The 11443-nt window shown below is 64.0% G+C and carries 9 protein-coding genes and 1 tRNA gene; 8 read left to right on the top strand and 2 right to left on the bottom strand.

Features of this window, described 5'->3' with window-relative positions:
• The 6 genes from PMI42_RS10015 to PMI42_RS40390 form a co-directional block, all read left to right on the top strand.
• Nucleotides 1-949: amidase family protein (locus PMI42_RS10015; protein WP_008133222.1), on the top strand; the 949-nt coding region annotated here is incomplete at its 5' end.
• On the top strand, nucleotides 940-1242 hold the full coding sequence (locus PMI42_RS10010; RefSeq protein WP_085969492.1) for a hypothetical protein: 303 nt from the start codon (nucleotides 940-942) through the stop codon (nucleotides 1240-1242). The genes PMI42_RS10015 and PMI42_RS10010, both read left to right, overlap by 10 nt.
• The gene (gene gatB / locus PMI42_RS10005) at nucleotides 1239-2717 is read left to right on the top strand and encodes an Asp-tRNA(Asn)/Glu-tRNA(Gln) amidotransferase subunit GatB (protein WP_008133220.1); all 1479 of its coding nucleotides are present in this window, start codon (nucleotides 1239-1241) and stop codon (nucleotides 2715-2717) included. Before PMI42_RS10010 ends, gatB begins: the two co-directional genes overlap by 4 nt.
• A 197-nt stretch (nucleotides 2718-2914) precedes the next feature.
• A complete protein-coding gene (locus PMI42_RS39675; RefSeq protein WP_162137406.1) occupies nucleotides 2915-3193 on the top strand; it encodes a hypothetical protein in 279 nt (92 codons plus the stop codon).
• A gap of 1116 nt (nucleotides 3194-4309) precedes the next feature.
• Nucleotides 4310-4576 carry a hypothetical protein gene (locus PMI42_RS10000; RefSeq protein ID WP_008133217.1) on the top strand — a complete coding sequence of 89 codons (267 nt, stop codon included), beginning with the start codon at nucleotides 4310-4312 and terminating at the stop codon, nucleotides 4574-4576.
• A 93-nt stretch (nucleotides 4577-4669) separates the two neighbouring features.
• Entirely contained in the window at nucleotides 4670-5053 is a 384-nt protein-coding gene (locus tag PMI42_RS40390) for a hypothetical protein (protein WP_240535219.1), read from the top strand.
• On the opposite strand, the gene PMI42_RS09995 is transcribed toward PMI42_RS40390, so the two are convergent.
• Nucleotides 5014-5106 (bottom strand) — tRNA-Ser (locus tag PMI42_RS09995). The genes PMI42_RS40390 and PMI42_RS09995 overlap by 40 nt on opposite strands.
• A 683-nt stretch (nucleotides 5107-5789) precedes the next feature.
• Between PMI42_RS09995 and PMI42_RS09990 the strand changes: the two genes are divergently transcribed.
• Complete coding sequence (locus PMI42_RS09990) at nucleotides 5790-7361, top strand: porin (protein WP_008133216.1); 1572 nt, start codon at nucleotides 5790-5792, stop codon at nucleotides 7359-7361.
• A gap of 516 nt (nucleotides 7362-7877) precedes the next feature.
• Here the strand turns inward: PMI42_RS09990 and PMI42_RS09980 are convergent.
• Nucleotides 7878-10280 (bottom strand): lytic transglycosylase domain-containing protein, encoded by a 2403-nt coding sequence (locus tag PMI42_RS09980; protein ID WP_008133214.1) that lies wholly within the window; start codon nucleotides 10278-10280, stop codon nucleotides 7878-7880.
• Between the two features lie 295 nt (nucleotides 10281-10575).
• Between PMI42_RS09980 and dapA the strand changes: the two genes are divergently transcribed.
• On the top strand, nucleotides 10576-11443 hold an 868-nt coding region (gene dapA, locus PMI42_RS09975), incomplete at its 3' end, for a 4-hydroxy-tetrahydrodipicolinate synthase (RefSeq protein ID WP_008133212.1).

The following is an 11443-nucleotide window of genomic DNA, read 5'->3' as shown; positions in this document are numbered from 1 at the left end:
GACCGACACCGGCGGCTCGATCCGCCAGCCGGCCGCGTTCACCGCGACCGTCGGCATCAAGCCGACCTATGGCCGCTGCTCGCGCTGGGGCATCGTCGCCTTTGCCTCCTCGCTCGACCAGGCCGGTCCGATCGCCCGCAGCGTGCGCGACAGCGCCATGCTGCTGCGCTCGATGGCCGGCCATGATCCGAAGGACACGACGTCGGTCGATCTCCCGGTGCCGGATTACGAGGCCGCGATCGGCAAGTCTGTGAAGGGCATGAAGATCGGCATTCCCAAGGAGTATCGGCTCGACGGCATGCCGGCCGAGATCGAGAAGCTGTGGAGCGAGGGCGCGGCCTGGCTGAAGGCGGCCGGCGCCGAGCTCGTCGAGGTCTCGCTGCCGCATACGAAATACGCGCTGCCGGCTTATTACATCGTGGCGCCGGCGGAGGCGTCCTCGAACCTGGCGCGCTATGACGGCGTCCGCTACGGCCTGCGCGAGCAGGCCAGGAACATCATCGAGCTCTACGAGAACACCCGCGCAGAAGGCTTTGGTGCGGAGGTGCGCCGCCGCGTCATGATCGGCACCTATGTGCTCTCGGCCGGCTATTACGACGCCTATTATCTGCGCGCCCAGAAGGTGCGTACGCTGATCAAGAAGGACTTTGAGGACTGCTTCGCCAACGGCGTCAACGCGATCCTCACGCCGGCGACGCCGTCTGCGGCCTTCGGCATCGGCGAGAAGGGCGGCGCCGACCCCGTCGAGATGTACCTCAACGACATCTTCACGGTGACCGTGAACATGGCGGGACTGCCGGGCATCGCGGTGCCCGCCGGCAAGGACGCGCAGGGCCTGCCGCTCGGGCTCCAGCTGATCGGTCGTCCGTTCGAGGAGGAGACGCTGTTCTCGCTCGGCGAGGTGATCGAGCAGGCCGCCGGCCGCTTCACGCCCGCGAGGTGGTGGTGAATGTGGCTGCCTTCATCGCGAGCCTCGACGGCGCAGCGCCGGCGCCAGACCTGAACGCGCCGCTGGCTGGCCTCTGGTGGGCCGGCAAGGGCGACTGGGACCAAGCGCACAGGATCGTTCAGGACGATAACGGCCGCGACGCGGCCTGGGTGCACGCCTATCTGCACCGCGTCGAAGGCGATCTCGGCAATGCCGGCTACTGGTACCGCCAGGCCGGCCAGCCCGCAGCAAAGGATTCATTGGAGGCGGAGTGGGAGCGGATCGCTGCCACGCTGCTCGGGAGCAGGACATGAGCACGGCCACACACAAGCTTCTCAAGGGAGCAACCGGTGATTGGGAGGTGGTCATCGGCATGGAGATCCATGCCCAGGTGACCTCGAACTCAAAACTGTTCTCGGGCGCCTCCACCGCGTTCGGCGGCGAGCCGAACAGCCACGTGTCGCTGGTTGACGCCGCGATGCCGGGCATGCTGCCCGTCATCAACGAGGAATGCGTCAGGCAGGCGGTCCGGACCGGGCTCGGCCTCAATGCGCAGATCAATCTGCGCTCGGTGTTCGACCGCAAGAACTATTTCTATCCGGACCTGCCGCAGGGCTACCAGATCAGCCAGTACAAGTCGCCGATCGTCGGCGAGGGCGAGGTGATCGTGGAGCTCGAGGGCGGCAGAACTGCCACCGTCGGCATCGAGCGGCTGCATCTGGAGCAGGATCCGGCCAAAATGCAGCACGACAAGTTGCCGTCGCTGTCCTTGATCGACCTGAACCGCTGTGGCGTGGCGCTGATGGAGATCGTGTCGAAGCCCGACATCCGAGATGCCGAGCAAGCCAAGGCCTATGTGAGCAAGCTGCGCTCGATCATGCGCTATCTCGGCACCTGCGACGGCGACATGGAGAAGGGATCCTTGCGCGCCGACGTCAACGTCTCCGTGCGCAAGCCGGGCGCGCCGCTCGGCACCCGCTGCGAGATCAAGAACTTGAACTCGATCACCTTCATCGGCCAGGCGATCGAATACGAGGCGCGCCGCCAGATCGAAATTCTGGAGGATGGCGGCAAGATCGACCAGGAGACCCGGCTCTATGACCCCAACAAGGGCGAGACACGCTCGCTGCGTTCGAAGGAAGAGGCGCACGACTACCGCTACTTCCCCGATCCCGACCTGCTGCCGCTGGAATTCAGCCAGGAGTTCGTCGACGCGCTGAAGGCGAAGCTGCCGGAACTGCCGGATCAGAAGAAGACGCGCTTCGTCGCCGATTTCGGCCTGTCGGCCTATGACGCGAGCGTGCTCGTCGCCGAACGCGAGAGCGCCGTGTTTTACGAAACCGTGCTCGACAAGCTGGGCAATCGCGTTCGCGACGGCAAGATGGCGGCGAACTGGGTGATCAACGAGCTGTTCGGCCGTCTCAACAAGGAAGGCCGGGATATTACGGGCTCGCCGGTCAACGCCGAGCAGCTTGCCGCGATCATCGACCTGATCGGCGAGGGCACGATCTCCGGCAAGATCGCCAAGGATCTGTTCGAGATCGTCTGGCAGGAGGGCGGCGATCCCCGCGCGCTGGTCGAAAGCCGCGGCATGAAGCAGGTCACGGATCTTTCGGCGATCGAAAAGGTTGTCGACGACATCATCGCGGCCAATCCCGACAAGGCCGCGCAGGTGAAGGACAAGCCGCAGTCGCTCGGCTGGTTCGTCGGCCAGGTGATGAAGGCGTCCGGCGGCAAGGCCAACCCGCAGAGCGTCAACGACCTGCTCAAGTCCAAGCTCGGCATCTAGCCTCACGCGTTCGAACGAGGTGACGGACGCGCTTCGTCACCTCGCGATCGGTGCGCAATGCGACGTTCGCGCGCATCATCGTCGGTCAACATCACCCTCTCACCACCTGATCGAGCTGCGCGGCGCCACCGAATCGCCGCCATGCGATTCGCGCAAAACGGCGGCTTGCACACGCTCCGACGAGCGCTCGCGCTGTTGTGGACGAAAATAATTTCATTGCCAAAATTTGCGACTCAGAGTCCGCGACTCGCTCCGGCGATGCGATCGAGCGCTTTGCGGCGTTTGTCGTTGCGCTGATCGCGCGCGATATGCGTGCTCAAAATAATACTTGCTGCGTAGTGTTTTTCGCAATCTTCGCTGCTGTCGACATCGATGTCGCGAGAACGATTTGCAATCGCGGGCGCGTGTCTCTGCGCATCGGCAAATCAGGCGCGGCTGGCGCACGCGCGCTGCGCCGTCAACACTTCCTTAAGTGAGAAGATGTTTTTTTCGTCGTGTTGGTGTATTCGGAATGAGTGTGCACTCGATCCCCGAATGCATGCAGCAATTAAAGCCATCTCACACATCGGAGGGCAACATGGCCAAGAAAGCTAAGAAGGCGAAGAAGGTAAAGAAGGCGAAGAGCGCAGTGAAGAAGACTGCGAAGAAGACCCGCAAGGTCGCGAAGAAGAAGTAACTTCGACTTCTGAAGTTGCCGGCTCCTCGAGAGCCGGCACGTCATCAGCGCCTCCTGGAGGTTCTGGTCGACGATAGAGGGTGTCGGCGAGACATCAGGTCAACGGTCGGATCGCCCTGTTCGCGGTCCGGCAGAAGAAACAAGTTTTCTTCGTTCGGTGCGGGGCCGGTTCTCCGGTTCTGCAATTTCACGAGTAGCCTCGCGGTCAAAGTGGAATCTGGTCCTGACGTGTTCGCCGACGCCCTCGTTCCTTGAGGCCGGGGTATTGCCGGCATCCCCATTCCCGACATTGCTGATCCGATCGCGACGTGGCCGCACTGCCCAGGGGCAGGCGAGGGCTTCGGCGCTGATGGCGTCGTGCGCCGTCTTGTCGTGTGCGATCTTGCTATGCGCGGTGTCACCGCTCCGGCCGGGCGATCCGGCATGCCGCGGCCCATCGCGTGACGATCGCCGCCGCATGATTACCGGGGCGTCTGCCTGCCGCCTTCGCTGAAGCTTCGGCGTTCCAGGACCGTAAGCCCGGCGTAGCCGGGGCGCGGGCGAGCAGCGGCGCCAAAGCCCCGAAATCCATGCGCCACTGCGCGCGATGGTTATCGTTCTCCGAAAATCCCAGGGTAAACCGAATCTGACGAATCGCAGAAGTGCCTGCAAAATGGGGACTTCTTGCATTTGCCCTGCGCGCGCCGCCCGCTCGCGTTTACGTCTGCTTCATCGCGATACTTAAACTGCCATTCAAATTTGCCCGCCATCATCGCCTCCAACAAGCCGGCAAACGGCATTGGGCAAGAAGAGTCTGGCAAGAAGACTCGGGGATGAGTTGAGCAGCGCACGATCCCAGAAGGGGATCATGCAAATCACAGTTGGACGGGAGCCGCGCTCGGGGGACGAGGCGGCACAAGAAAAAAGGGGATGCGTTATGTTTCAGGGTACTTTCGATCTCGATACGGCAACGCCGATCGATGCGAGCGCGCTGTCGGACGTGCTGTTCGAGCGCGGGATCTATTGGGCGAGCGGCCGCTCGGGCCTCGTCGATCTCGTCGCCGCGCATAAATGGTTCAATCTCGCCGCCCTGAAGGGACGCAAGGACGCCGTGGCGCTGCGCCAGGAAGTCGCCGGGCAGATGTCGGAGTCCGAGATCTCGGCCGCGCAGCGCGAGGCGAGGGCGTGGGTTTCCGCTCACTGAACTGAGAGTCGCATCCCCACCCGTGTTTTCACGGGTGAACCCGGTTGCGCTGAATCAAGTTCCTGTATCGTGCCGCCACGAAACCCGCGCGGCATGAGCACCCCCGACAAGAATGACCCGACCACGGGTCAATGGCTGCCGATTCAGATCGCGCCCGACGATTGCGATCTGGAACTCGGACGGCCGCACAAGACCGGCATCCTCGCCTGGACCTTTCCGTGCCGCCGCAGTTCCGGCGTCTGGTTTAACGTCTGGGCCGGCGAGGCGGTGCTGATATCGCCCTCGCATTGGCGGATCTGGCGATCGCCCATCCAGATGCACACGCACGTATATAAGGAGCGCGAATCGGGCCGGGCTCAGCCGCGCCGATCCTTGCGCCAGACTTTCGCGGCTCAACGCCCGCTTTCAGGTGAAAGATCTTTGATTCTGCCGCTGGGTGGCGGAGAGGGAGGGATTCGAACCCTCGATACAGCTTGAGACCGTATGACGCTTTAGCAAAGCGTTGCCTTCAGCCACTCGGCCACCTCTCCGGTGCGAGCCTTATGCATCTAATTACTTGGGCCGGTCAATTTGGAAGCGCGTGTTTTTGCTCGAATATTCCCAGCGATTTTCGAAGGGGCGAATTCCTCCGTCTCCGCCGGCCGAGCTGCCGGCCCCGATCCCGATCATTCCCGCCGTTCATAAAGGGTCCGCTGCGCGCCTCGGGCGCTGCCGCAGGCGGGCCTGAGCCTCGTCAGGAGGCGCGGAGAGGAGGCTGTGCCTTCTCCTTTGAGTCTGCTTCTGATTCCACGATTCGAGCGCGTCAAAGCCGTTTCTGGTCGAGGTCCCGGCTGCGGCGCCTCAGATGGGGAATTTTGACGGCAAATGGAACCGCCTAAAAAAGGCAATTAGAATCAATGGCTTGTAAGGGCGCTTTGATCACATCTGCGTGTTATTTGTGCAACACCCGTCGGAAAACGAGCTTCATAGGCCCGTTTCGGAGCGTTCTGTTGTTGTGTGTGCAAGGACGTTCGGTAATTGTGACTGAGCGACGGAGGGGGGCATCCCGAGGTCGTCCCGTTTTAGGTGGTTCGCTTAAGTCCCTCGCGTTCAGCGGGTGTGTCCGAAGGCGCGAAGCGACTAAGCGGTGAGTTAAGGGACAAGGGAACCAACCTAGGGTGTTTCACCCAGCGGATCCGGAACCTTCCCTATAGAGCAAACTTGGAGGTTTAACATGAAGTTGGTTAAGAGCCTTTTGCTCGGTTCAGCGGCGGGTCTCATCGCTGTTGGCGGAGCGCAGGCGGCCGATCTTCCCGTGAAGGCGAAGGCCGTCGAATACGTGAAGATCTGCTCGCTGTACGGTGCGGGTTTCTACTACATCCCGGGCACCGACACCTGCATCAAGCTGGGTGGTTATCTGCGCGCTGAAGTCGCGCTGAACACCAACTCGGACTTCAGCGGTCAGCTCACGTCGAACAACGGCGCACGCAACCGTCTGACGAACTACTACACCATGCGCGCTCGTGAAGATCTCAACATCGACACGCGCACCGCGACCGAGTACGGCGTCGTCCGTACCTTCTTCGACGGCGTGTTCTCCTGGACGACCGGCAACTATGCCGGCAGCGGCAGTGCAACTGGCGGTACCGTGTACAGCGGCACCCTGGGCCTCAACACCTCTGGTGCGACCCCGGCGCTCGTTGGTTCTTCGATCAACGGCACCGACGGCAACACCTCGGCCGGTTCGCTCGGCGTGTACTACGCCTTCATCCAGTTCGCCGGCTTCACCATGGGTAAGGCCGTGTCGCAGTTCGACGCGCCCTGGACCAACTATCCCGGCAACAACTTCGACAGCCTCGTCGGCGGCAGCGGCACCGTTACCGGTGTTGCGCAGTTCTCGTATACGGCTGACTTCGGTCAGGGCGTGACGGCGGCGTTCTCGGCTGAAGATTCCTCTGCCTACTACACGGCCGGCAACCAGAACCTGACCGGTGCGACCGCGGCTGGCATGATCGGTGGTGCTTACGGCACCAACGCCATCAGCGGCACCCGCTCGCCGAACCTCGTCGGTATGGTCCGCGTCGACCAGGCTTGGGGTCTCTTCCAGGCGTCAGTCGCTGCGCATGACAACCACGTTGCCTACTACGGCGCCACTGAGCCGACCGGCCACCCCGACGACAAGTGGGGCTGGGCTGTCCAGCTCGCTCTCTCGATCAAGAACATCCCGACTGGTGCGGGTGACGTGATCAACATCTCGGGCGTCTACACCGACGGTGCCACCCGCTACAACTTCCAGAACCTGGCGGGCAGCACCTACTCGATGTTCGGCAGCTCCGGCATCGCCTACCAGAGCGTCGGCTTCGCCAATGCTCCGGACACCGTGTACATCACGGGCAGCTCGCAGGAAACCGTCAAGACCTGGGGCTTCCGTGGCGCTTACACCCATAACTGGGATCCCTACTGGAACACTGCGCTCTACGGTGCCTACGCTCAGGCGCAGTATGGCGCGCTTGCCAAGACCGCGCTCTGCGGTGTCGGTGGCGTGTTCGTCACGGGTGCCTCTCAGGCAGGTGTGACCTCGTGTAACCCGGACTTCGCCGTCGGCCAGGTCGGTATCATCACCCGCTGGACCCCGGTCAAGAACCTGACGTTCTCGGCTGACCTGAACTGGACCCACCTCGACCAGAAGTACGCCGGTACGGTGGCTTACGCTGGTTCCGGTACCACGGCCAAGCCGGCTGCGGTCTATGAGCTGAAGGATCAGGACACGATCACCCTGCTCCTCCGCGCTCAGCGCAACTGGTAAGTTCGGTCTGACGACCTGACAGAGAGCCCCGGCGGGAAATCGCCGGGGTTTTTCTTTTTGGGAGGGCTTTTCTGTTGGCTCTCGAAGAGCCCGCGGGTTGCCAGCAGATCGTTGACAGGACGGACGCCCGCAAACTCTCGACGCAAAAGAGGCGGCCAACCGGGGCGGCCTCTTGGAGTCCAAAGCGAAGCCGTTCTTATTTCAGATCCAGGACCAGCCGGTTGCAGGCGCTCTCACGCTGGTCGAGCCCCGCGCCATCCCGTTGCTTTGGCGCTCGTCGAAGGACTTGAAGCCAAGAGCGCTTCTGCAGTTCTGCACCGCTGCACATGACAGGAACATCCGATCTAGAGCAGTTGCTGGTTTGGGCTGCGGCATTGAGGGGAGCGGCACCCAACGGCACGGCCGACATGGCGACCGGAGCGAGGGGCCCGAAGGCGATGCTGCCGGACGCGCGGAGCGTCTCCTTCATGCCCCGGTGATCGAGGGCATGCTGTCGCTCGCGAGAGAGGAGGGGCGCTATTCCACGCTGCCGGCGCCGCGGCGCAAATCGGCCTCGATCTGCAACCGCGTGCCGCCGCCGAAGCGGGCGCGGTAGACCTGAAGGTTCTCCATGATCCGCTGCACGTAATTGCGCGTCTCGGAGAATGGAATGAGCTCGACCCAGTCGACCGCATCGACTTTCGGATCGCGCGGATCGCCGTAGCGGTCGACCCACTTCTTCACGCTGCCGCGGCCGGCATTGTAGGCGGCGAAGGTCATGATGTAGGAGCCGCGATAATCCTCAAGCAGCCCGCCGAGCTCGGCCGAGCCGAGCGTGGCGTTGTAGACCGAATCGTTCTTCAGCCGGCCAAGGTCGTAGGTTGCACCGTGCCGCTTGCAGACATAGCGCGCGGCGTCCGGCGTCACCTGCATCAGCCCGTAGGCTTGCGCCGGCGAGACCACGGACGGGTTGAACGCGCTTTCCTGCCGCGCGATCGCATAGACGATGCTGCGCTCGACCTCGGGGCCGATCGGCGTGAACTGCGGAATGCCGTTGACGGGGTAGGCGTAGAAGTCGAAGGGCAGGCCGCGGTTGAGCGCGCCCTTGCCGAGCAGCAGCATGCCGCGGGCGTCGCTGTAGCGCTGGGTGAGCTCGCCGAGGCCGGCAAGCGCCTCGGGATCGCCGTTCTCGCCCATGTCGGCGAGCAGGGGCACCGCCATCTCGCGCTCGTCGAGCTCGTAGAGCAGCTGCGCCGCGCGCACGATCTCGAGCCGTTCGGCGCCGCGGCCGCGCGGCTGGCTGTTGAGCTCGATCTGCGGCAGGCCGAGCTTGGCGCGCGCGAGCTGGCCGTAATAGCTGGTGGATTGCTCGGCGGCCCGCGCATAGGCGTTGCGCGCCTCCTGCTGGCGGCCGGCGGCTTCCGCGGCGCGGCCCTGCCAATAGCCGGCGCGGGCAAGCGCGGTCGGATTGACGCTGCCGACGCCGATGCGGGCGAAATGCTGGGTGGCGGTCGCGGGATCGTTGAGGAAGCGCAGCGCGATCCAGCCCGCGGTGAATTCCTGCTCGGTCTTGTAGATGTCGCGCGAGGGCAGGGCCGCGTCGCGCGCGATCAGATAGGCGCTGCGGAATTCCTCGGTGTCGATCATCTTGCGCGCCAGCAGGCGCCGCTCGATCCACCATTCGTCGAGATTGTAGAGCCGGTTCGGATCCTTCGGCGCCGACAGCATCAGCTGGGCGGCTTCCGCGAACTTCTCCTCGCGGCGCAGCAGCTGGATCTTGCTGAAGATGAAACCGGGATCGCTGTGCAGCTCGCGCGGCACCGCCTCGAGCAGCGCGTGCGCGTTCGGCGCCTTCTTGACGGCGGCGATGCGGGCCTTGGCGAGCGCGACATAGCCGGCGCCGAGGCGTTTTGCGGCGCGCAGCGCGGCCTCGTTCTCGCTGCCATAGAGCAGCGTATCCATCCGCGCCTTCTGGTCGCCCGGCGTCAGCAGCGCGCCGAACTGGTCGAGCGCATTGTTCTCGGTGTCCTCCGACATCGGATCGCTGCGCCAGGCCTCGCGCACCAGCCGCTCCGCATTGGCGCGGTCGCCGCGCGCCAGCATCGCCTTGGCGAGGGTGAAACGGCCCTTGGCCGAAATCGGGGACTCGTTCTCGAACCACGACCACGCGACGGTATCGTCGCGCCTGTCGTCCCACATCGCGGCCTCGAGGCGGCGGCGCAGGAAGGTCTGCGACGGCCAGCTCGGATTGGCAGAGAGGAAGGCGCGATAGCGCTCCACAGTCGCGCCATTGTCCTCGCTGCGCAGGAGGATCCATTCGGCGAGCTTTCGCGCGACAGGATCCGAGATCGAGGCTGCTTCATTGGTCGCATCGCCGGCCTTGCGCTTGCGCACGAGCTCGATGACGTTCTCCAGCGTGTCCTTGTCGGCCTGCGACGTCGACGAGGTCGCAGCGACCGCGGCCGGCGTGACCGGCTTGCGCGGCGCGGCATGCTGACGGGTCGCAGGCGCAAGCACGGGGGCTGCGACGGGTTTGGCGGCGACCGGGGCGGTCGGTCGGACGGTGGCGGTCACGGCCGGGGCGGGTGCCGTTTTGGGAGGTGAGCCGCTGGCGGTCGGTTTTGATTTTGGCGCGGGGGCCGCGGCTGCAGGCTTGGGCTTGTCCTTTCCAGGGGCCTTGCCTGCCGTCTTGCCAGCATCCTTGGCTGGCTTCTTCGCGGCATCCTTGTTCGCGGCATCCTTGGCCGGGGGGCTGGCCGCACCTTTGCTCTGGCCCTTGGCTGTATCCTTGCCGGTTCCCTTGGCTAAGTCTTTGGCTGTGTCCTTGGTCGATCCCTTCGCGGCGCCCTTGGCCGCGGGCTTCGCTGTATCCTTGGCCGCTTCCGCGGGCGTCTCGCCGGACTTGGCCAGCGCGGCGCAGCCGAGCGACAGCCCTGCCATCAGGCACACGACCAGACCTAGGGATCGCCATGCGGCGCGCGGAAATGAGATCACGGCGTTTCGTCGCCCCGAATCAGTCAACTGGCTCAAGACCTATGTGTACAAGATCTGGCTGTATTTGATTGAATATGCGGACAAAATACCAACAGCCGCTTACCTTCGCCGGGTTTGCACCACCACCGCGGCAAAATCGCGGCCTAAACGGTGCGTCACACGGAAGCGGCCCTTTTACCGGCGGGATAGACCCGGTATGAAAGGGGCTTGCTCTCAAGATTGCCGCGTACGGAGGAAGTCCATGGCAGCCAAGACGAAATTCCGGGGGTCGTTCACCGCCTTGGTCACGCCGTTCAAGAACGGCTCGCTGGACGAGGCGGCGTTCCGCTCGCTGGTCAACTGGCAGATCTCGGAGGGCACCAACGGCCTGGTCCCGGTCGGCACCACGGGCGAGAGCCCGACGCTCAGCCATGACGAGCACAAGAAGGTCGTCGAATGGTGCATCGCTGAAGCCAAGGGCCGCGTGCCCGTGATTGCCGGTGCCGGCTCCAACTCGACCAAGGAAGCGATCGAGCTCTCCCAGCACGCCGAGAAGGCGGGCGCGGACGCGGTGCTGGTCGTGACGCCGTACTACAACAAGCCGACCCAGGAAGGCATGTACCAGCACTTCAAGGCGATCAACGATGCGATCGGCATCCCGATCATCATCTACAACATTCCGCCGCGCTCGGTGATCGACATGTCGGTCGACACCATGAAGCGGCTGTGGGAGCTGAAGAACATCGCCGGCGTCAAGGACGCCACCGCCAGCATGGTGCGCGTCTCGCAGCAGCGCGCGGCGATGGGCGAGGACTTCAACCAGCTCTCGGGCGAGGACGCGACCATCCTCGGCTACATGGCCCATGGCGGCCACGGCTGCATCTCGGTGACCTCGAACGTCGCGCCGCGTTTGTGCTCGGAGTTCCAGGCGGCCTGGGCGAAGGGTGACCACGCCACCGCGCTGAAGCTGCACGACAAGCTGATGCCGCTGCACAACAACCTGTTCATCGAGAGCAATCCGGCGCCGATCAAGTACGCGATGTCGCTGCTCGGCAAGCTCGACGAGACGCTGCGGCTGCCGATGGGGCCGGGCACCGAGCCGACCCGCGTTGCCGTGCGCAGCGCCATGG

Source organism: Bradyrhizobium sp. YR681, assembly GCF_000282615.1.
Lineage (GTDB): Bacteria > Pseudomonadota > Alphaproteobacteria > Rhizobiales > Xanthobacteraceae > Bradyrhizobium.
Note: the sequence above shows the minus strand (reverse complement) of the source record. Positions and strands in the feature narration are given on the sequence as shown.

Coding starts and splice junctions, on each gene's coding strand:
- gatB (WP_008133220.1), top strand. CDS start 1,239: ATGAGCACGGCCACACACAAGCTTCTCAAGGGAGCAACCGGTGATTGG.
- PMI42_RS10000 (WP_008133217.1), top strand. CDS start 4,310: ATGTTTCAGGGTACTTTCGATCTCGATACGGCAACGCCGATCGATGCG.
- PMI42_RS40390 (WP_240535219.1), top strand. CDS start 4,670: ATGAGCACCCCCGACAAGAATGACCCGACCACGGGTCAATGGCTGCCG.
- PMI42_RS09990 (WP_008133216.1), top strand. CDS start 5,790: ATGAAGTTGGTTAAGAGCCTTTTGCTCGGTTCAGCGGCGGGTCTCATC.
- PMI42_RS09980 (WP_008133214.1), bottom strand. CDS start 10,280: ATGGCAGGGCTGTCGCTCGGCTGCGCCGCGCTGGCCAAGTCCGGCGAG.